This is a genomic window from Mariniflexile gromovii (assembly GCF_017814435.1).
GTDB lineage: Bacteria > Bacteroidota > Bacteroidia > Flavobacteriales > Flavobacteriaceae > Mariniflexile > Mariniflexile gromovii.
The window spans coordinates 172,869-195,217 of record NZ_JAGJCB010000002.1; the positions used below are offsets into that span (position 1 = coordinate 172,869).

Annotated in this window: 14 protein-coding genes; 4 read left to right on the plus strand and 10 right to left on the minus strand. The window is 34.6% G+C overall.

Annotation, left to right across the window (positions count from 1 at the left end):
* Positions 1–118: 118 nt before the first annotated feature.
* The 5 genes from hppD to uvrC all read right to left on the minus strand — a co-directional run bounded on the left by hppD (position 119) and on the right by uvrC (position 7,153).
* Positions 119–1,279 carry a 4-hydroxyphenylpyruvate dioxygenase gene (hppD, locus tag J8H85_RS02660; RefSeq protein ID WP_209652425.1) on the minus strand — a complete coding sequence of 387 codons (1,161 nt, stop codon included), beginning with the start codon at positions 1,277–1,279 and terminating at the stop codon, positions 119–121.
* A 46-nt stretch (positions 1,280–1,325) separates the two neighbouring features.
* On the minus strand, positions 1,326–1,685 hold the full coding sequence (locus J8H85_RS02665) for a four helix bundle protein (protein ID WP_209652426.1): 360 nt from the start codon (positions 1,683–1,685) through the stop codon (positions 1,326–1,328).
* Positions 1,686–1,723: 38 nt separating this feature from the next.
* On the minus strand, positions 1,724–2,881 hold the full coding sequence (locus tag J8H85_RS02670; RefSeq protein WP_209652427.1) for a homogentisate 1,2-dioxygenase: 1,158 nt from the start codon (positions 2,879–2,881) through the stop codon (positions 1,724–1,726).
* Positions 2,882–3,109: 228 nt separating this feature from the next.
* Positions 3,110–5,341: a patatin-like phospholipase family protein gene (locus J8H85_RS02675; RefSeq protein WP_209652428.1), complete on the minus strand. Its 2,232-nt coding sequence runs from the start codon at positions 5,339–5,341 to the stop codon at positions 3,110–3,112.
* Positions 5,342–5,359: 18 nt separating this feature from the next.
* A complete protein-coding gene (gene uvrC / locus J8H85_RS02680) occupies positions 5,360–7,153 on the minus strand; it encodes an excinuclease ABC subunit UvrC (RefSeq protein ID WP_209652430.1) in 1,794 nt (597 codons plus the stop codon).
* A 116-nt stretch (positions 7,154–7,269) separates the two neighbouring features.
* Here uvrC and J8H85_RS02685 point away from each other — a divergent pair, with 116 nt between their 5' ends.
* From J8H85_RS02685 to J8H85_RS02700, 4 genes are read left to right on the plus strand one after another with little or no spacing between them, the layout of a single operon-like run.
* Positions 7,270–7,695: an ATP-dependent zinc protease family protein gene (locus J8H85_RS02685; RefSeq protein WP_209652432.1), complete on the plus strand. Its 426-nt coding sequence runs from the start codon at positions 7,270–7,272 to the stop codon at positions 7,693–7,695.
* Positions 7,692–8,573 carry a 30S ribosomal protein S6--L-glutamate ligase gene (gene rimK / locus J8H85_RS02690; protein WP_209652434.1) on the plus strand — a complete coding sequence of 294 codons (882 nt, stop codon included), beginning with the start codon at positions 7,692–7,694 and terminating at the stop codon, positions 8,571–8,573. Before J8H85_RS02685 ends, rimK begins: the two co-directional genes overlap by 4 nt.
* A 17-nt stretch (positions 8,574–8,590) precedes the next feature.
* Positions 8,591–9,562: a succinylglutamate desuccinylase/aspartoacylase family protein gene (locus J8H85_RS02695; protein WP_209652436.1), complete on the plus strand. Its 972-nt coding sequence runs from the start codon at positions 8,591–8,593 to the stop codon at positions 9,560–9,562.
* Between the two features lie 6 nt (positions 9,563–9,568).
* Complete coding sequence (locus tag J8H85_RS02700) at positions 9,569–10,132, plus strand: 5-formyltetrahydrofolate cyclo-ligase (RefSeq protein WP_209652438.1); 564 nt, start codon at positions 9,569–9,571, stop codon at positions 10,130–10,132.
* Here J8H85_RS02700 and J8H85_RS02705 read toward each other — a convergent pair.
* The 5 genes from J8H85_RS02705 to J8H85_RS02725 form a co-directional block, all read right to left on the minus strand.
* The gene (locus J8H85_RS02705) at positions 10,120–12,012 is read right to left on the minus strand and encodes a hypothetical protein (protein ID WP_209652440.1); all 1,893 of its coding nucleotides are present in this window, start codon (positions 12,010–12,012) and stop codon (positions 10,120–10,122) included. The genes J8H85_RS02700 and J8H85_RS02705 overlap by 13 nt on opposite strands.
* A gap of 81 nt (positions 12,013–12,093) precedes the next feature.
* Positions 12,094–12,714, minus strand: a complete 621-nt coding sequence (locus J8H85_RS02710) for a lipoprotein signal peptidase (RefSeq protein ID WP_209652441.1) — start codon at positions 12,712–12,714, stop codon at positions 12,094–12,096.
* Between the two features lie 107 nt (positions 12,715–12,821).
* Positions 12,822–13,202: a TraR/DksA family transcriptional regulator gene (locus J8H85_RS02715; protein ID WP_209652443.1), complete on the minus strand. Its 381-nt coding sequence runs from the start codon at positions 13,200–13,202 to the stop codon at positions 12,822–12,824.
* 4 nt (positions 13,203–13,206) lie between these two features.
* Positions 13,207–16,611 carry an isoleucine--tRNA ligase gene (gene ileS / locus J8H85_RS02720; RefSeq protein WP_209652445.1) on the minus strand — a complete coding sequence of 1,135 codons (3,405 nt, stop codon included), beginning with the start codon at positions 16,609–16,611 and terminating at the stop codon, positions 13,207–13,209.
* 522 nt (positions 16,612–17,133) lie between these two features.
* The gene (locus tag J8H85_RS02725; protein WP_209652447.1) at positions 17,134–22,137 is read right to left on the minus strand and encodes a LamG domain-containing protein; all 5,004 of its coding nucleotides are present in this window, start codon (positions 22,135–22,137) and stop codon (positions 17,134–17,136) included.
* Positions 22,138–22,349: the final 212 nt, after the last annotated feature.

Below are 22,349 nucleotides of genomic sequence, written 5' to 3' on the forward strand. Positions count from 1 at the left end.
ACTGTTCCAAAAATAAAAAAATAACTTAAACTGTTTGTATTTATTAAGAAGACCATTACGTTAATTTGTTACAAAAAAAAAGAGCCATCATTTAAAATGATGGCTCTTTTTATAAAAACTAAAGAGTACCTCTATTGGCTTGTTCACGCTCTATGGATTCAAAAAGTGCTTTAAAATTTCCTGCACCAAAACCTCTTGCACCCATGCGCTGGATGATTTCGAAGAATAACGTGGGCCTGTCTTCTACTGGTTTTGTGAAAACTTGCAATAAATAGCCCTCTTCATCGGCATCAATCATGATACCCAAACTTTTTAGTGTTTCGATATCTTCACGCAATTCATGATTATGTTCGTGTAAACGTTCAGGAACTGCTTTATAATAAGCTTCGGGTGGGGTTGACAAAAACTCGACGCCTCTTGATTTTAGTTGGCTCACGGCTTTAATAATATCATCGGTTGCTACAGCTATATGCTGCACGCCTGCGCCTTCGTAAAAATCGAGATATTCTTCAATCTGAGAACGCTTTTTCCCTTTTGCGGGCTCGTTTATTGGGAATTTTATGCGTCCGTTGCCATTACTCATTACCTTGCTCATTAATGCTGAATATTCGGTATGGATTTGCTTATCATCAAATGATAGAAAGTTTTCAAAACCCATAACATCTTCATACCATTTTACCCAAGTATTCATTTGCCCCCAACCTACATTACCTACCATGTGGTCTATATATTTTAAACCCACAGGTTCTGGATTGTATTCAGATTCCCATTTTCTAAAACCTGGTAAAAATGTACCCTTATAGTTTTTACGCTCTACAAACATATGTACCGTTTCGCCATAGGTATAAATACCTGCACGTACTACTTCGCCATGTTCATCTTTTTCAACAACGGGTTCCATATATGATTTTGCACCTCTACTGGTGGTTTCTTGATATGCTTTTTTTGCATCTTCAACCCAAAGCGCAATGACTTTTACGCCATCGCCATGTTTAACTATGTGCTTGTTTATAGGTGATTTGCTGTTTAAAGGCGTAGTAAGAACTAACCTTATTTTATCTTGTTTAAGCACATAACTTACTTGGTCTTTTGAACCTGTTTCCAAACCTTTATAGGCATATGATTGAAAACCAAATGCTGTTTTGTAAAAATGCGCCGCTTGTTTGGCATTGCCCACGTAGAATTCTACATAATCGGTTCCTAGAAGTGGCAAAAAATCTTGTGCCCCTTCGAATATTTTTTCTAAACCGTAGTTTACTGTTTTTATGTTTTTACTCATTTTTTGAATTTTTGAAAAGAGAAATTAGAATATAGAAGAAAGACTTTTAGAGCTTATTCTGAAAGCTCATAGTCATTTTTTGAAATTCTTCAATTTTTTCTTCAAGTTTCATTAGTGCTTCTCTTGTTATATAATTTCTTTTGAATGCTATTATTAATTGTGTTTCAAGTTCAAATGAAGAGCCTAGAGATATATCAATAAAATGGGAAAAAGATTTATCTGTTCTAGACGAACCTTCTGCAATGTTACTTGGAATGGAAATTGAACATCTACTAATTTGTGAAATCAATCCAAATTTTTCATCTTTAGGAAAGTCACTTATAATCTCATAAACGTCATCAACTATTTCAATACCTAGTTTCCATATCTTTAAATTCTTATAATTGTGTCTTATTCTTTTATCCATTTTCTTTATTCTAGCTTCTATATTCTCGATTCTTCTATTTAAGAAAGCCACGATTTATGATAATCGTCATCGGCAATTTTCATACCTTCTTCTGTTACCATAAGTGGTTTAAACGTATCTACCATAACTGCTAGTTCATCGGTTTTGGTTTTTCCTATGCTACGCTCGGTAGCTCCTGGATGTGGCCCATGCGGAATACCTGCAGGATGTAGCGAGATATGACCCGCTTCAACATCGTTTCTGCTCATAAAATCGCCATCTACGTAATACAGCACCTCATCACTATCTATATTGCTATGATTGTATGGCGCGGGGATGGAAAGTGGATGGTAATCGTAAAGTCGTGGTACAAAACTACACACCACAAAGGCATCGGTTTCAAAGGTTTGATGCACTGGTGGCGGTTGGTGGATGCGCCCCGTTATGGGTTCAAAATCGTGAATGGAAAAGGCATACGGGTAATTATAACCATCGTACCCTACTACATCAAACGGGTGCGATGCGTACACCATTTCTATAATATCATTTTGTTTTTTTACTTTTATTAGGAAGTCGCCCGTTTCGTTATAGGTTTCTAGTTCTTGTGGCTTTCGGATATCACGTTCACAATATGGCGCATGTTCTAATAATTGCCCAAACCAATTACGGTAACGTTTTGGTGTGTAAATAGGGCGGCGAGATTCAACAATAAACAGCCTATTCGCTTCCGTATCAAAATCTATTTTATAAATAACACCTCGTGGCACCAACAAATAATCGCCGTATTTAAAATCGAGATTCCCTAACATGGTCCTTAGTTTTCCCGAACCTTTATGGATGAAAATCAATTCATCAGCATCGGTGTTTTTATAAAAATAATCTTGTTTTCTTTGAGTAGGTGCCGCTAAAATAATGGCACAATCTTTATTGACCAATACTGTTTTTCGGCTTTCTAAATAATCGCGTTCTGGTTTTATTTGAAAGCCTTTCAACTTATACGACTGTATGTTGTTTGCCTTGGCTATTTTAGGCGCTACACTGTATTGTTTTTTTATTTCTTTTACTTGCGTGGGTCGTTGTTCGTGGTAGCTATTTGTATACATACCATCGAACCCAATGGTACCAAATAACTGCTCGGAATACAAACTGCCATCGGATTTTCTAAATTGGGTATGGCGTTTGCGCGGAATGTTTCCTAATTTATGATAAAAAGGCATACTTTAAAAATTTAAAAGTTAAAAGTATTATGTTCAAAGTTAACCCCTATCGACTGCGCTAAGGGTAGCATTGAACTAAAAATCAATTACATATAAAGATACAATAAAGTAAGCTTATTCAGGATTTCTCTTGATAAGGAAGTGCAGAAATAGTAATAAGTCTTGCCAAAAATGTTGCATAACCTAACAAATATCGTGAAAAAATTACGGAGAATGTTTAAGAATTTGTTAAAACCAGAAACCAACATTAAAAAACCAATAGCTCTGGTTTCCTTCTGGTGAATAGCTGTATTTAGCCTGAATAGGCCCGATAAAGGTTTCGATGGCGTAACCTAAAGCGTAACCTCTGTAATCTGGAAGCGTAAACCATTCGCCTGTTTCAAAAATATTATCATCAACATTTGCCCAGTTCCCTTCTAGAGTAATGTGATGTTTTTTAAACAATTGATAATCGGCAGTTAAAGATGCCTTTACAAAACTGTTCCCCGTAAGGGAAATATAATCGTACCCCACGAATGGAATAAAGTTATTTATTAAATTATTGCCATTGCCTCCCAATGCAAAATCTAAAGCTTGGGTAGATCTATCTCCAATTTTAAAGCCACCTCCTGTTTGTACATTAAACGCTAATTTGTTTGAAACACTAAAAGCATACCCCATATTTGCCTTTGCCAATGAAAAGTTTTCAAAAGTTTCGTTAAAACTGGATGCGTATATATACATGTGCAAATCGCCATCAAAATACACACCACTACTTGGGAAATATTTATTGTTGTAAGTATCTAATCTTAATCCACCAAAAACACTTAAATAATCGGTACTTTCGAAAACAAACCGATTGGTTTGGTTATTGGTTGTAAGTGTTTCTGTTTTTATTTCCAACCGCTTATGCTCTAAACCAGCACTTAAAGCAAAATCTTTTCTAAATAAGGTTTGTACATACATTTGATTGGTTTGATCTTGTAATTTCGCATCTATCTTATTCAATCCAGTACTAGTTAATTGTGCATCGTCTAGCAAGAGGCTTGCGCTAATATCTTTATTAAATTGATGGTATCTAGACCTTAACCCGATACTCCAATAGAAACCATTATCTATAAAATATTCGAAATTATAACGTACGTTATCGCCTAAAATAAGATCTAAAGACGCCACATCGTTATCAAACAGCCATCTCTTTTTAGTAAAATTAACCAAAGCGGCACTTTTGTACAAATCATCAAAATGCACACCCAGTTTTAAAAAGGTCGTAGTTTTAGTTTCATTTAAATTAGCAATTAAATCGTACCCCTCTTTGTCTTCACTTCTATTTAATTTGTACTCAAAAGAATCGAAGTTATTTGTAGCTACCAAATTATTAATGCCGTTATTGAACCTTTCATAACTGATTTTTTCATTGTTTTTTAATTTCAGCTTACCTAAAACATAGGCCCTGGTATATTTTTCATTTCCTTTTATAACTATATTGTTAATAGTAATACTATCGTTTACAGCACAATTAACTTTTTGTTTTGATGCTATTTGATTTCTTCGAACCAATCTTTTTAAAACATTAGCTTTTTCAACAGTTGCCTGTTTACCATTTTCAATAATTTTTGAACCTTCACTAAATGATACTACCGAATAGTCCTTTATATCTGGTTTAATATAAATATCGGTTTTCTTAATCTTCAATTTCATATCGTTGATGGTCCTGAAATTGTTTATTTGAACCAACACATCTAGTGCCGATGCTAATTCTTCTCTAGTAGCCAATCCATCTTGTACATCTACTCCAATAATTACGTCCATGCCTTTGGAGCGCAACTCATCTACGGGGTAATTGTTAACCACACCACCATCAATTAGAACTTGACCGCCAATGTTAACCGCCTGAAATAATGAAGGCAACGCACCACTTGCCATCATGGATTGGGCTAAATTACCCGAATCCAACATGACTGCTTGCCCTGTTTCCACATTGGTAGCAATACAAAAAAATGGTATGGGCAACTCGCTAAAATTATTAATTTCACTGACATGCAACGTGAGTTTTGAAAATAAGCTATAGGTATTTTGACCTCTTGATAATGCTGAAGGTAATTTAATTTTAAAATTTTCGAACGGCAATGTTATGGCATACTTTTCAGAATTATCACGCTCATAAAATGCTTTCGAATCTCTTGGTAAATCGTCGTTTATTAAGTTATCAAAATCAATAACCCTAAAAATGGAATCGAGTTGATTACCTGTATAACCAGAAGCATAAAGCGCTCCAATAATAGCACCCATGCTTGTTCCTGCCACATAATCTACTTTTACACCAAGACTGTCAATGACTTTTAACACACCAATATGCGCCAACCCTTTGGCACCACCTCCACTTAGTACTAAACCAACTTTAACCCCGTCGTTTTCCGTGTCTTGAGAAATTCCCTCAAAACAAACAAAAAACAGCATTAAGGTTAAAATATATTTCATGTGTTAATTTTGAATGTTCTATTTATTATGGTAGTAATTATATATTTTTTCAGCTCTAGATACTCCAACAACCGGTTCTAACTCATCTAATTTTGCATTGGCAACACGTTTTACCGATTTGAAATGTTTTAATAAATCTACAATCGTTTTTTCGCCTATGCCAGGAATTGTTTCCAACTCTGTATTTAATGCACTTTTACTACGTTTATTTCTATGGTGTTCTATACCAAAACGGTGCGCTTCATTTCGTAATTGTTGTATGACTTTTAGCGTTTCGCTTTTTTTATCTAAATATAATGGAATTGGATCGTTTGGGTAGAATAATTCTTCCAAACGCTTTGCAATTCCGATGATTGCTATTTTTCCTCTTAAACCCAACGCATCCAAACTTTTTAAGGCTGATGATAATTGCCCTTTGCCTCCATCTATAATGATGAGTTGTGGTAATGATTGTTCCTCGTCCAACATGCGTTTATAACGCCGGTATACCACTTCTTCCATCGAAGCGAAATCGTCTGGACCTTCTACCGTTTTAATATTAAAATGGCGGTAATCTTTTTTACTGGGCTTTCCGTTTTTAAAAACCACACAAGCAGCAACGGGGTTGGTTCCTTGTATGTTCGAGTTATCAAAACATTCTATATGTCGTGGTTCTTCATGCAATCTTAAATCGGCTCTCATTTGTGCCATAATACGGTTGGCGTGTCTATCAGGATCTACAATTTTATCCTGTTTGAACCTTTCCATCCGATAATATTTAGCATTTCTAAGCGATAAATCCAATATATGTTTTTTATCGCCCAATTGTGGCACGGTTACTTTAATGCCTTCACCCAACTCCACTTTAAAAGGCACGTATATTTCTTTTGATTTCGAATGAAAACGCTGACGAATTTCTGTAATTGCCAACTCTAACAACTCAACATCCGTTTCATCCAATTTTTTCTTAATTTCCAAAGTATGCGAACGAATGATGGACCCGTAAGATAACTGTAAAAAATTGACATACCCATAACTTTCGTCGCTCATTATGGAAAATACATCTACATTGCTGATTTTTGGGTTTACAATGGTAGATTTTGCTTGGTAATTTTCAAGAACCTCAATCTTTTCCTTAATTTTTTGAGCTTCTTCAAAACGCATGTCTTCAGCATATTGCTTCATTTGAAGCTTGAACTGCTGCAACGAATCTTTAAAATTTCCTTTTAAAATTTCTTTGATATCCTTAATGTTCTCGTTGTATTCCTGTTCGGTTTCCAAACCCTCGCAAGGGCCTTTACAATTTCCTAAATGAAACTCTAAACACACTTTATACTTGCCTGCTTCAATTTTATTTTCAGCTAAATCATAATTGCAATTTCGCAACGAATACAGCCCTTTTATTAAATCCAACAGGGTATGAACCGTTTTCATGCTGGTATAGGGGCCAAAATATTCCGAGCCATCCTTAAAAACACGGCGGGTAGAAAACACTCTAGGGAAACGCTCGTTTTTTATACAAATCCAAGGGTACGATTTGTCGTCTTTCAGCATTACATTATACTTGGGCTGATACTTTTTAATAAGGTTGTTTTCTAGCAACAAGGCATCAGTTTCAGTATCTACCACAATATGCTTTATGGTGTCAATTTTTTTCACCAGCACACGCGTTTTACCATTATCGTGCGTTTTTGTAAAATAACTACTAACCCGTTTCTTTAAATTTTTGGCTTTTCCAACGTAAAGAATAGTGCCATCAGCATCATAATACTGGTACACCCCTGGTTGATTTGGTAAGGTTTGTAATTGTATTTCTAAAGTAGGTTTATCCATTAACGTAAAGGTAATTATTTTAATTTTTTATTGATAAAATACGCCTGTATAAATCTGTTAAACTTTTGAAGCTACCTAACTATTCGTTACATTGCAGCACATTTTAAAACCATAAAATGAACAAAAAAGTAATTGGTAGAGTTGATAAAATAGATTTCCCTAAATTGGGTCTATTCAATATTGATGTTAAAGTTGATACGGGCGCTTATACATCTACCATTCATTATGATGAAATTATTGAAGAAAACAACACGTTACGATGCGTTTTTAACAGTGATAAGCATCAAAATTTTGGAAAAACCGAGATTGTTTTTAACGAATACTCAAGTACCGTTGTAAAAAGCAGCAACGGATTGAAAGAAAACCGATATAAAATAAAATCTGAAGTCATTTTTTTTGGAAAGACCTATAAGATTAACCTAACTTTAAGCACACGTAATGACATGAGGTTTCCTGTGCTAATTGGCAGGCAATTTTTAAAACGGAAATTTCTAGTTGATGTAGATTTAGAAAACGTTTCCTATAACACAAAACTCCTATGAACATAGTTATATTATCAAGAAATTCTAATCTATATTCAACCGACCGACTTGTTGAAGAAGGTGAAAAACGAGGCCATAAAGTTGAAGTGATAGACCCCTTAAAATGCGATATTATTATTGAAAGGGAAAAACCAACCATATATTACAAAGACCGCTATTTAGATTATGTTGATGCCGTAATTCCTAGAATTGGCGCCTCCATTACCTTTTACGGGTGTGCAGTGGTAAGGCAGTTTGAAATGATGAATGTGTTCACCATCGCAACGTCTGATGCCATACAGCGTTCTAGGGACAAGCTGCGTAGTTTACAGCGTTTAAGTAAAGCCGGAATTGGCATGCCAAAAACCGTTTTCACCAATTACTCACGCGATGTTGAAGAAGTGATAGAACACGTTGGCGGTGTACCCGTTATTATAAAATTACTGGAAGGCACACAAGGTTTGGGGGTTGTTTTAGCTGAAACCAAAAATGCTGCAGAATCGGTTTTAGAAGCTTTTAATGGTTTAGAAGCCCGTGTTATCGTTCAAGAATTTATAAAGGAAGCTAAAGGTGCCGATTTACGCGCTTTAATTGTTGATGGACAAGTGGTAGGCGCCATGAAACGCCAAGGGAAAGAAGGTGAATTCCGTTCAAACTTACACCGTGGGGGTTCAGCCCAAGTTATAAAACTAGATGAGCAAGAATTAAAATTGGCCATGAACGCATCGCGTGTTCTTAAACTTCCTGTTTGCGGGGTTGATATGCTGCAATCGGCACGTGGACCGTTGCTTTTAGAAGTAAATTCTACACCCGGTTTAGAAGGTATTGAAGAAGCTACAGGTAGAAATATTGCCAAAAGCATCATCACGTACATTGAAAAAAACAGACACCAGCGTTAAAATAAATTAGGTTTCGTATGACTTTAGTGAACAATATTTTAACTATTCTAGACACCAAAATATACCCCGGCGAAAGCAAAGAAATTGATTTTGATGTTGCCAATCTTCACACCTCATCCCCCGTAAACGTTCCCATTATTATTGAACGCGCTAAAAAACCAGGGCCTATCGTGCTGTTCACTGCAGGCATTCATGGTGATGAAGTAAATGGTGTTGAAATTGTTAGGCAACTCATAGCCAGTGGCATTAACAAACCAAAAATTGGCACCATTATTTGCATTCCCGTCATCAATGTTTTTGGATTTATAAACTTAAAACGTGAGTTTCCCGATGGCAGGGATTTAAACCGTGTGTTTCCGGGTACGGTTGATGGCTCTTTGGCCAGTAGGGTTGCCCATAAACTCATACACGATATTGTGCCCTGTGTAGATTGTATTATCGATTTTCATACTGGTGGTTCCGGACGTTTTAACGCACCTCAAATACGTATTTCAAAAGAAAACAGACATCTTAACGAGTTGGCTAAGGTTTTTGCTGCACCCTTCGTTTTGTATTCTAAAAACTTAAATAAATCGTTTAGAAACAGCTGTTACAAATTAGGAAAAGCCATGTTGCTTTTTGAAGGCGGTAAATCGTTTCACATAGATGAGAATATTACCAACCATGGCGTTAATGGCTCAAAACGTGTTTTAAAACATTTAGGAATGCTAAACTCGCAAGCTAAAGCTACTAAACCAAAAAAAGACACCGTTTTTATTAATGAAAGCCGCTGGCAACGTGCTAGCTTTTCAGGTATGTTTAGAGCCACTATTGCCATTAGCAGCCATGTAAAAAAAGGCGATGTTTTAGGATACATAACCGACCCCTATGGCAAATTAAACCAAGCCGTAAAAGCCCAAAACTCAGGATATATCATTAATGTGAACGAATCGCCCATTGTTTACCAGGGGGATGCTTTATTTCATATTTCCACAAAACTTAAACGATAGAAACACATGCTTAAAGCCGAATTACGGAAAAAATATAAAAAGCTTCGTAATGCGTTGTCAATAAACCAAATTGACGATTTAAGTATAGCTATTGCCAATCAACTTTTAAAATTACCTATTTGGGAACATGCATTCTATCATGTTTTTTTAGCTATTGAAGAACAAAAAGAAGTAAATACCGATTATATTCTGAATATCCTTTCGGGAAAAGATAAGCATATTGTTATTTCTAAAAGTGATTTTGAAACGGGTTTAATGACAAACTTTCTTCTAACCGATAATACCGTTATTAAAAAAAACAGTTACAACATCCCTGAACCTGTTGATGGTATTGAAATTTCCAACGATAAAATAGAAGTTGTTTTTATACCACTTTTAGCTTTTGATGAACAAGGAAACCGTGTGGGATATGGCAAAGGTTTTTACGACCGTTTTTTAGCCAATTGCAAACCCGAAACCATTAAAATTGGATTGTCTTTTTTTGAAGCTGAAAATGAGATTACTGATATTTTTGAAAGTGATGTTAAATTAAATTATTGCGTAACGCCCGAGATGGTTTATAAGTTTTGACTCTCACAATTATCACAATACGTTTTTCGTAAATATTCATTCTCTAACAATTGGAAAGTAACCCCACCGTTATCTACAGAATTAAACAATTTACAAAAACGCTCTTTATTCATATCATAAGCATTCAACAAAATGGTTCGATAATTGGTTTGTTTGGTTAGTTCTTTATCTATTAAAGTTAGGTTTAAATAATAGAACAATAAATCTTCATCTATATCAATACTTCTTGACTTACGCTCTAACAATTTTACGGCTAAATTGGAATTTCCATACAGACTAAAAAACTGTGCTAAACTTAAATAATCATAATTAGATAAAGTGAAGTTCTTATAGTTATCGTTCACATAATCGATAGCCTTATCTTTATTATCAAAATCTCGGTTTTTCATAAATTTATCGGCAATAACGATATAGAAATTCACCATCATTCTTGAAATAAGCGATTTATCAATACCATATTTCTTCAAATCATTAATATCCTTTACAATTTGAGACTCATCAACATTAATACCATTATTCTTCCATAGTTTTATCTCCATGGCTACTAAGTTGTATCTTACGTTAGCATCTTTAGGTACTATCTTCTCAATCTCCAATAATTCTTTATAAGCAATTAAGGTTAACCTCTCATCTAATAAGCATTTATAAGAAGCATTTTTATTGAGAAATTGTGCATATTTTTTATGCATGGGAATGATCATATCTTGAATATTCGTAATGGAAGCTTCTTTGGTTCTCATTTTTTCAAAAATTGAATTTTGAAGCTCTTTAGCAACATCAAGTTTTCCATCGGTAATAGATTTGTTGAAATCTGCTATTAAATTTTGAATAGATTCACCCTTACGTATAACTTTTTTCTCTAATTCTAATTCTACAACCGCTTTTCTATGTTTTTTCAAAATAGGTTCTAATTCATTCGCCACAGTTCCAATAACGATGTCTCTAATCTCATTTTTATCGAGCGACCTTAAATACTCATATTTATTACCCTCTATATCATTGAAAAATTCTACCCAGTTATCTAATGAGGCAACTGTTGTTTTAATAGTTGGTTTTTGATATGCTTGTAAGGCAGCAATCATATTTTTTGCACGTTGTTCTTGCAATTGTGCATTCCTATCCGATGAGCCTTCAATGGATGAATATGCCTTAATATCCAATGCTTTTATATCAAAATCTGTCGATTTTAAAGTATCATAAATTGGTTTTATATCCGATGAAGAAAAACTCGATTTATTTTTTTCAAAAGGGATGATAAACTTTAATTTTTTATTTTGGATGGAAGACTTTTCACTGGTTGATCGGATTTGTTTAGTTTCATAAGACAGATAATCTAAATACATTCCCATATCCAATAAATCCCAAGAATAGTATTCCAAATCATACGTTACGTAGTATTGACAAAGATTCTTTTTGCCTAAAAACAGAATGTTATATTCTAACTGTTCATTAAGAAGTCCGCTAGGTATTTTACCAACTTTTACCCTAAATTTATTTTGTTCCCTGGGCTCTAAACCACTTTTTAATCCTTCAGAATAAATGGGTTTAAGCAATTGCCCTTTTATTTGGTTTTTATTAATAGTTGCTATATTGCAGTTATACCTGTTTTTCAAAACTACGTCTATAGCCATACCATCATCTGGATTTTTAAACACCGTATAGAACCAATTTTTATCGTTTACTTCAAAATAAAGATTGTCATTTTCTCTAACTATGGAATACCTTACTTCTTTTGGTTTTTGACGAAAAGCCTGAATACACTCTTTACATTTTTCATCTCTGTCGCTGGCATTAAAAACAATATCAAAAGTATTTTGAGACAAAACCATGTTTGATCCTAACAGTAAACATGTAATTAGTAGTAAATATTCTTTTTTCATTTAAAGAGTGATTGAGAGAAATTTATGCTAAAATAAATACTTTTGAATAATAAACACTTAAATAATATCTTTTTTTAACACCTATTTCTTAGGAAACGCCTTCTTATTGAACACAATAAGCATGATAAATCCGGTACTAATGGCCATATCGGCAATATTAAAAACAGGTTCAAAAAAATTAAAACGCTTACCTCCACCTATGGGCAACCATGTAGGCAAATCAACTTCAAACAAAGGAAAATAAAGCATATCTACTACTTTTCCGTGCAATAAAGAATCGTAACCGCCAGCTTCTGGCAAAAAGGTTGCTACTTGGTTAAAACTATCACCAAACAAGATGCCATAAAATACAGAATCTATAATATTTCCCAAAGCACCTGCAAAAATTAAGGCAATAGCTAGTATTAATATTTTCGATGCTTTTTTTCTAGTGGCGTCAAACAACCAATAACCTATACCAAAAATAGCTACAATTCTAAATACCGTTAAAAATATTTTAGCGGAACGGTCTGAAATAAAAGAGGCAAAATCGCTAATTTTTGTTCCCCATGCCATACCATCGTTTTCTATAAAATAGATTTGGAACCAACTAAAAACCTCTATGTTTTCTTGAAGTTTGAAATGTGTTTTTATATATATTTTACTTATTTGATCGATAAGTAATATGATGACAATTATTATTATTGATTTTTTTAGGGACATGAAATTAATTACGAATTACAATTTTGGAATTACGATTGATTACGCTTTGCTAAAATAAAAAACGCCTCAAAAAATGAGACGTTTCAAATATATCATTTAAAATAAAATTATTGCATGTTTTTAGCTTCAATACTTAAAGTAGCATGAGGCACTAATTTTAAACGTTCTTTAGCAATTAATTTACCCGTAACCCTACAAACACCATAGGTTTTATTTTCTATTCGGATAAGTGCATTTTTTAAATCACGTATAAACTTTTCTTGTCTAATAGCTAATGCAGAATTTGATTCTTTGCTCATTACTTCGCTACCTTCATCAAACGCTTTAAACGTAGGCGAAGTATCTTCTGTACCATTACTATGGTCATTCATGTACGCACTTTTAATAAGCTCTAAATCGTGCTGTGCTTTTACTATTTTCTCTTGAATTAGCGCTTTAAACTCGGCTAAATCTTTATCTGGATATCTTACGTTTAAATCTGAACTCATAATCTTAATGTTTTTGTATAAATAATTTAGTATTTACATCATCAAATGCAATGTCTATACCATTTTCTAATTTATCAATAATTTGAAGGTCTTCAGTTAGTGTTTCTGCTTTAATATACGAAATATTTGTGTTTATAGCTGTAACTATTTGAACATCATTTTGTAATTTAACATCTATTCGGTCTGTTACCTCAAAACCTGAATCTTTTCGTAAATTTTGAATACGATTTACAAGTTCTCTGGCAACACCTTCCATTTTTAAATCTTCAGAAATGGTTACATCTAAAGCAACGGTTAAATTACCTTCGTTTGCCACCAACCAGCCTTCAATATCTTGTGACGTAATTTCTACATCTTCTAGGGCTAAAGTTATATTTTTTCCATTAACTTCAATATCCAAAACGCCATTTTGTTCGATTTTGTTAATATCTTCTGCCGAAAAGTTAGTAACTGCTCCAGCAATGGCTTTCATGTCCTTTCCAAAACGTGGCCCCAGGGTTTTAAAGTTCGGTTTTATTTGTTTTACCAAGATATCTGAAGCTTCTTCTAAAAGTTCAATTTCCTTTACGTTTACTTCATGTTTTATTAAATCGGAAACCGCTAAAATCTCTTCCTTTTGCTGTTTACTAGTTACAGGAATCATTATTTTTTGAAGTGGCTGACGAACTTTAATCTTTTCTTTGGCTCGAAGCGATAATACCAAAGACGAAATGGTTTGTGCCGCTTCCATTTTGCGCTCCAAACTCTTATCTACAACCGAAGCGTCATATTTTGGAAATTCTGCTAAATGCACACTTTCAAACATTTCTTTTTGGGTGGCTGCATTTAAATCTAAATACAATCTATCCATAAAGAATGGTGCTATGGGCGCGCCTAACTTCGCAATAGTTACCATACATGTATAAAGTGTTTGGTATGCCGAAATTTTATCTTGCCCATAATCGCCCTTCCAAAAACGTCTTCTACATAAACGCACATACCAGTTACTTAGGTAATCTTGTGTGAAATCTGAAATAGCGCGTGCTGCTTTTGTTGGTTCGTACTCCGCATAAAACGCATCAACTTTTTTAATTAATGTGTTTAATTCTGAAAGGATCCATCTATCAATTTCTGGGCGTTCATTTATAGCAATTTCCGCTTCACTATAATTGAAACTATCCAAATTTGCATATAGCTGAAAGAACGAATACGTATTATAAAGTGTTCCGAAGAATTTACGTTTTACTTCTTCAACACCTTCCAAATCGAATTTTAAATTATCCCAAGGGTTGGCATTCGAAATCATGTACCAACGTGTAGCATCGGCGCCATACGTTGTCAAGGTTTCAAAAGGATCGATGGCATTCCCTAAACGCTTGGACATTTTTTGTCCGTTTTTATCCAACACCAATCCGTTAGACACCACGTTTTTATAGGCAACCGAATCGAACACCATGGTTGCAATAGCATGCAGTGTATAGAACCAACCACGTGTTTGGTCAACCCCTTCTGCAATAAAATCAGCTGGATAAGATGTGCCTTTATTAATTAAATCTTTGTTTTCAAACGGGTAATGCCATTGTGCATACGGCATGGAACCGGAATCGAACCAAACATCAATCAAATCACTTTCGCGTTTCATTGGCTTTCCGGAAGCCGAAACCAACACGATGTCATCCACAATGTTTTTATGCAAATCGATTTTTGCATAGTTCTCTTCAGAATTGTTCCCAACTTCAAAATCTTCAAAAATAGCTTTTGAAAGCACACCTGCTGAAACTGCTTTTTGCATCTCCTTTTTCAACTCTTCAACAGAACCGATACAGATTTCCTCTTTACCATCTTCGGTTCTCCAAATTGGTAATGGAATGCCCCAGTAACGAGACCGCGATAAATTCCAATCGTTGGCATTTGCTAACCAGTTTCCAAAACGACCTGTACCCGTTGCTTTTGGCTTCCAGTTGATGGTTTCGTTCAATTCGAACATACGCTCTTTAATATCGGTTACTTTAATAAACCAAGAATCTAACGGGTAGTAAAGAATCGGTTTATCGGTTCTCCAGCAGTTTGGATAACTGTGTTTGTATTTTTCAACCTTAAAGGCTTTGTTTTCTTCTTTTAATTTGATGGCAATCTCAACATCTACCGAACGTTCTGGTGCTTCACCATCGTTATAATATTCATTCTTCACATATTTACCGGCATACTCCCCCATTTCTGGACGGAATTTACCTTGTAAATCTACCAAAGGCACTAAATTTCCGTTTTCATCTTTTACCAACATAGGTGGCACTTCGGGAGTTGCTTGTTTAGCAACCAAAGCATCATCGGCACCAAAAGTTGGTGCGGTGTGTACAATTCCTGTTCCATCTTCGGTGGTAACGAAATCTCCCGAAATGACTCTAAATGCATTTTCTGGATTATCGTTTGGAAGTGCGTAAGGCAATAATTGTTCGTAGGTGATGCCTACTAAATCTTTACCAATAAATTCTTTAACGATGTAAAAAGGGATTTTTTTATCGTTTGCATTATAGCCTGATAATTCCTCTTTTGTTTCAACTTGATTAAACTTTCCTGCAAATTGATAAGGCACTAATTTTTTTGCCAGAACCACATTGATAGGCTCAAAAGTATATTGGTTGAATGTTTGAACCAGTACATATTCAATTTTTGGACCAACGGTTAACGCTGTGTTACTTGGCAATGTCCAAGGTGTGGTGGTCCAAGCTAAAAAGTGAATATCGCCTTCGTTTTGTAAAAAATCCGGTAACGATGCTGGTTTTGCTTTAAACTGCGCTACAACAGTGGTATCTGTTACATCTTGATAAGTTCCTGGTTGGTTCAGCTCGTGTGAGCTTAAACCTGTTCCTGCTTTTGGCGAATAGGGCTGAATGGTATAGCCTTTATACAATAAGTTTTTATTGTAAATTTCTTTTAGCAACCACCAAACACTTTCCATATATTTTGGTTCGTAGGTAATGTATGGGTCGTCCATATCTACCCAATAACCCATTTTTTGGGTTAGGTCGTTCCAAACATCGGTGTAACGCATTACGGCTTTACGGCAAGCAGCGTTATAATCTTCTACCGAAATGGTTTTGCCAATATCTTCTTTGGTAATGCCCAATTCTTTTTCAACACCCAATTCAATAGGTAAACCGTGTGTATCCCAACCTGCTTTACGCTTTACTTGATACCCTTTCATGGTTTTGTAACGCGGAAAAATATCTTTAATGGCACGTGCTAAAACGTGGTGCACACCCGGTAAACCGTTTGCAGAAGGTGGCCCTTCAAAAAACACAAACGATTCGTTGTTCTCTCTTGTAGAAACACTTTTTTCAAAAATGTTGTTTTCTTGCCAATAGCTAAGAATCTCTTCTGCTACTTTTGGTAAGTCAAGTCCTTTGTATTCAGGAAATTTCATGCTCATTATATCAAATTTCTTTTCGAGGTGCGAAATTAAGGAATTTTACTAAAACAGCATGTCTTAATTCGATTTTTGACAACTTAAAGAAACAAATTTATTAATCTCCATTTCTAAAATTGTTTCTATTTAAAATAACTTCAATTGTTTTTGATAATGGAAGTACTTGAAGTAAGGATTTTAAAGCCTTATTAACTTCTCTCATTTTTTTTATTGGCATTATCCAATATATCAAAAGAATTATGATAAATGTTGAGCAAAAAATTAAAATTATATATTCCATTGTTAACCATTTTAATAACACAAAATTAATTCATTAAAAGTGAATTAATTATCTTTTACATGTTTTGATGGTTAACTTGTCTTTAACAAAAAAGTGTTAACAACTCATACTATTATATATAATTACAAAATTAATTTAAAGACTTTTCAATTTCTTACCTACATCACACCTTAGATCCTATAATCATAAAAAAAGCCCAAACATATATTTGGGCTTTTTTTAAACTAACACAAACTTTTATAAAACTAATTAACAATTATTTTTTTGGTTATTACTTCTCCCGTTTGCGACCTAAACCAAGCAACATATGCACCTGCGGACAGATTGACCAATTTCAGCCCACTGTTCAAGGTTTCTTGGGATACATTGCCAAACTCCTGCACTATTTGACCGCGCATATTCACGATGGCCAATTTATCTATGGACGCACTTAGTTTTTTACCATACAAGGTATTCGTCGTGTTTTGATAGTAAATAAAGTTTTGGGCGGTTGCAATTTCTTCCGCGCTTAAACTTTGCTGTTTTGATTGGAAAACGATCTCAAACCTGGTATTGAACTTTCCCTGTGCCGATGTAAACCTGTAGGCCGTATTCTGCCTTAAATTGAAATAGGTTCCCGTTGTATTGTCCCTTAAATAGACTTCTTGATCGGCATCCATATTTTCAAACTCGGTGGCACTGATTTCAAAAGTATTGTTCGCTGAAGATTTGAAATTCAGGGAAACCACTTTATCACTTTTTATAGCTCCGTATGCCTGCATATTCATGTTCTTGCCTTCAAAATTCAGGTTAAAATCATTGGTGCTGCCATCAAAACATTCGGAATCGTACCCGTAATCATATCCATCACTGGTAGTTTCGCTAAAACCTAAAACGAGCTCTCTTCGCATTTTTGGACCAACTATCGAATTGAATTCCAAGCGTATTTTTTTCATATCACCTGTTTGTTCTGTTTTAGCTGTTTCTGTACCAGTAGTGCTTTTCGATTTTGAACCGGTTGATTTTAAAAATGTCGAACCCCTACTATAAGTACCATCGGCATCCGCTTCTTTAATAAAAACACGTTGGCTATTGTTGAACACTACGTTTCCACTTGCGATAATCTCGGTCATGAACGCTTGACCGATTGGAAGGTATCTTGAAGGCTTTTCGGTACCTTCTTGGTTTCCTGTACTGGCTCCGCTTAAGCCTACAAATTGGGACGCCCTTACCGAACCTAGTTTATTTACTTGGGCATAGCCTCCTTTATATTGGTCTAAATAATGGGAATCGCCTGCCCATTGTTGCCATATCAATAAAGATCCATCTATAATGCCAGCGTTATCATCAATGAACTTATGGATATCCAAGGCGGACGGATATGGGTTCCCTAAAAGATATTCCGTTTTAGATACTGAGGCAACAGAACCCGGGCCACCTTTATCGGTAACACTCACTAGGATGGTTCCGTTGTTAGGTTTTCCTTCAAATATATACTGCTGTTCCAAACCGGCATTCCCTGTACCTTTTTGGCTGTAACCAACACCCGGATTTAGGTCCGCACTTGTTGTTAAAGATTTCCAGTCCCAATAGGTCAATCCATTTTTATAGGTATACAACCAAACGGTACTAATTTTACCTACCTGATCATAAGCCGATGTAAATTGAAAATTGGTGCCTATTTCGTTTTTTATCATATTTAGTTTGAAAGGTGTATTATTGGCATTGTTGCTTGCCGTATTATTATCTGTTAAACTGGTTGCCTTTTTGGTACCTATAGGTGAGGACCAATAGTTATACCTGTATTTATTGGATGTCCCTTCTTGACGTCTTAACAACTTACCTTCAGCTGAAGTAACGAGATCACTAGTACTTGTTTGTATTAATTGAGAGTCATTCAATAAATCTAAAGTACCATTTAACTCTAAATACCAGCTGTTTCGTATTTCATTATCTCCCGTTACTGTTAGGGTTTTGTTATTATCAATAATGAGCCCTACTGTTTTTATTGAACTATTAACAGTAATATTATTTGATATTTTAACTATTCCATATTCTTTAGTAGCGGTGGTATTTTCAATATCCCAAACATCCCCATGTAACCAAATATTGGCACTTTCCCAATTTCCATCAAATCCGGTTATATAGGGCATGGGTGCTGTTTGCTCCATTACGGTTCCAATATTATACAAGGTAAGGGAACGGTTATTACCAGAATAATCTGTTGTTTTGTTGTTTTTAATACTGGTCATTGGGTAATAAGCTATTAAATTCTCCCATAACATTATGCTACCTGTCGCAGTATCAGCAATATCTTTAGCAATTACAGAACCTTTAACATTTCCATTATTGTTTTCAATTTCTTGATAAATCATTTGTTGAATTTGACTATCGGTTAACTCTTTATTAAATACCCTTACCTCGTCTACTTCTCCTTTGAAGTAATCATTATTTTTGGATTTATTAGAAAACCTCCCAATTTCAAAAGTATTATTGGCCTCCGAACTTTGAGCAATAGCATACCCATTATATGTACTGTTAGAATCAACCAACTTTCCATCAATATAAAGTTTTAAAACCCCTGTTGTGCTGGAAAAACTTCCTGCAATATGATGCCATTCATCAAAGTTAATACTACAACTACTACAATCTCCTACTTTCTTATTAGACACTTTAGTTGTACTTATTGTAAACATTGGGATATTTCCATTTTTCAACCAGATTTTACACGCCACATCTTCACCAGCAATAGTCATATCTTTTGAATTTCCAGAATCAGACTTTACCCATGCCATAATTGTAACATCGTTTAATCCTTTAATAAAACCGGCTCCAGATAGGTAGTCATCATTACCATCAAAATACAAATTAGCAACCTCTGGCACATTAAGCATAGTAAAAACGGCATCTCTAAAATCTACATCACCACCTGAATTGACATCACCGTCTGCATCTGGTAACAAACTTGGGTTGTTAATATTTCCATTTACATCCGCATAACCAGAAGTTATATCTGTATTATCATCTAACCCATCAAAATCAGAATCTTTGCCCGCAAGTGTTAATCCTGCTTCAATAGTATCATTTCCACCTTCGTTATCTGAATCTAAATCTAAATAATCTGGATTATCTGTTCCATCTGTATTTACAGGAACTAAACCCGTCGCATAATTAGAGTCGACCCCTTTTGAATCCACAGAACCTGAAGGTGCCACATACCCAATTGTATTTTGAGCTTCAATATTATCGGGAATACCGTCTCCATCACTATCTAAATCTAAATAATTTGGTATATAATCGGCATCATCTAAACTTTCTTTAACTACATAATTCACTGTACCTGAATTAGGAGACGCTTGAACAGCATCTGGAATCCCATCGGTACCAACACTTCCATTTACAACGCCGTTTGTATGTGTCTTCCCATGACCCGCTTCTTCAGCATCTAAAATACCATCATTATCACTATCTAAGTCATAAATATTAGCTATTCCGTCGCCATCACTATCTAGATTTGAGTTAGAAACCTTTACGGAACCCTCATCGAAGTTTGAGTAATCGGACATTGTAACAACATAAGAATAAGTGCCTGGTGATAGTGTTACCGTTCCTTGAACTAAGGTCCAAGGTGTTTTTGCCGATGATCCGTTTTGAACTGGAAGTGCTATGGTTCCAGTATCTTTAATTAAAGTGGCTCCCATTTTATTATTTCCAACACCTGAATATATTGAAATTTTAGCCGTTGCTGTATTATTATTATCCCTTGGTGAAAAATAACCAGAGAACGTAATATTGTTAGTAGAAGTAACTGTAAAGGTTTGATATATATCGGCATTACCATTAATATCAAAATAATGCTGATTAAATTCAACTGTATTAGTATTTGGGTTAGCATCAAAGGGTGGTCCTCCATTACCATAATTGTAAGCACCACCATTTACTCTAACAACATTAGGCGTTCCACCCGATCCAAATTCACCTGGAATAAGAATCCAAGGTAAAATAGTGTTAGCATTTACACCTTGGGCTGCTTGATTGTTACCATTACTTGTAACAGGCACATTTTCAAAGCCACCGTAGCTTAGAATATTATTTTCTTCGCTATCTAAAATACCATCGTTATCATTATCCAAATCTACCGAATCTTCTATTCCATCACCATCAGTATCTATAATTTTTGGAATGATATTTATTTTATAATCTTCTATTTCACCTGATGCATATCCAAAAAGACATGAGGTATAAGAGTTATTGCTACTGGTCCTAAAAGCAACACGCATTCTAGACAACCCAATTTCTGCTGTATTAGGAACTGGAATGCTAATAGGCACAACTAGAGTTTTATTACCACTTACATTACTTGTGCTTTTTGCGCTAAACACAAACCGTTCAGTACTTTCGTTGAAATTATTATGAGTACTTTCATTAAAATTCATCCAGACAATTACGCTATTTGTGTCTGTATTCCATCCATTTAAGGTCACGGTAACACTACCCGATATAGTTTCTCCTTGAGTTATATCTGTAGATTGGCTGGATGTATAATCTGAATAAGCACCTGTTGTCCCTGTAGTTGTCTTATTAATACTTCCAAGGGTTACTTTGGAAATATAATTAACATTAAAATTTCCCATTTCACTTGGAGTACAGTATGTAGCTGCATGATCTCCATTTGTAGGTGTTGTTCCTGGCAATGTGTCTGTAGAACTTGTTGTAAGATTAATTTGATAATCTTCAATCTCTCCTGCTACATTTTTAAAGTCACAAGAGGTATATGTTCTATTATCGGCCGTTTTAAAACCAATTCTTATTCTTGAAAGTCCTAAATTTGCTGATGCAGGAACTGGAATACTAATAGGTACATTTATAACTTTGATACCACTTACATTTGTACCATCTTGTACTGTAAATGAAAATTCCTCTCCACTATCTTGAAAATCATCGTCTGTATTTTCATTAAAATTCATCCAAACGATCAATTTGTTAGCGTCAGTATTCCATCCATCAATTGTTACACTTACTGTACCTGTAAATGTTTCCCCCACCTTAATATTTGTTGCTGATATAGATGAATAATATGTATAGCCTCCTGTAGTACCAGAACTAGCATTATTAATACCCGCAAATTTAACATTTGATATATAATTGGTATTATAAGTATTAATCTTAGTTGGGGTACAATATTGAGCAAATATATTACTCGAAGAAAAGAGTCCAAAAAAAAGCAATAATAATATTGCACCACGAGAGTTAACGTAATTTGTTTTCATAGGTTATTCATCATTGTATAGCTTGGGGCTATTTAATATTAACGATACTAACGTAAATTTCAGTAAAATGGATTTAAAAAAATCTTTGAGGGAAGATTATTAATTACAAAACACTTTTATTATGCTTATAATCAAATACAATGCAATATTAAAGTATATTTTTTCTTATAAAAAAAAAGACTGTTTTTTTTCGATATAACATATCAAAAAAA